This window comes from Campylobacter sp. 7477a, from assembly GCF_014892335.1.
In the GTDB taxonomy this organism is placed as follows: Bacteria; Campylobacterota; Campylobacteria; order Campylobacterales; family Campylobacteraceae; genus Campylobacter_A; species Campylobacter_A californiensis.
On record NZ_JADBJH010000037.1, the window covers coordinates 1 to 389 of the forward strand.

At 26.5% G+C, this 389-nt stretch carries 1 protein-coding gene; it reads right to left on the bottom strand.

Features of this window, described 5'->3' with window-relative positions; translation table 11 throughout:
* Positions 1-28: 28 nt before the first annotated feature.
* Complete coding sequence (locus tag CCAL5182_RS09010) at positions 29-238, bottom strand: hypothetical protein (RefSeq protein ID WP_336610844.1); 210 nt, start codon at positions 236-238, stop codon at positions 29-31.
* Positions 239-389: the final 151 nt, after the last annotated feature.

Sequence of the window (389 nt, forward strand, 5' to 3'; positions counted from 1 at the left end):
TTTGAGGGGTAGCCAACTATATAAAGGTTCACTTCTTATACTTATCAATGATAGCTAAAAGCTCATCTAAGGTTTTCCCTTTTTCGTAATAGTATAAAAAAGGCTCTACCCAATACGGCGTTTCATCTTTTTGCTTCCAGTTCATAAGTGTTTGGTATGGCATACCTACAATCTCAACAAACTCCTTCTTGCTTAAATTTAACTCATTTAGCCTTGCTTCAAATTCTATATTAGTCATAAGGATACCTTTTTAATTAAAGTAATAGAAATAATACAAAAAAATAACTAAAATAATTATAAAACCCTTGACAAAATAATTAAAATAATATATAATTACATTATAAATTAACTAAAATAGTTAAAACAAAATGCATTAAAAGGAACAAAAA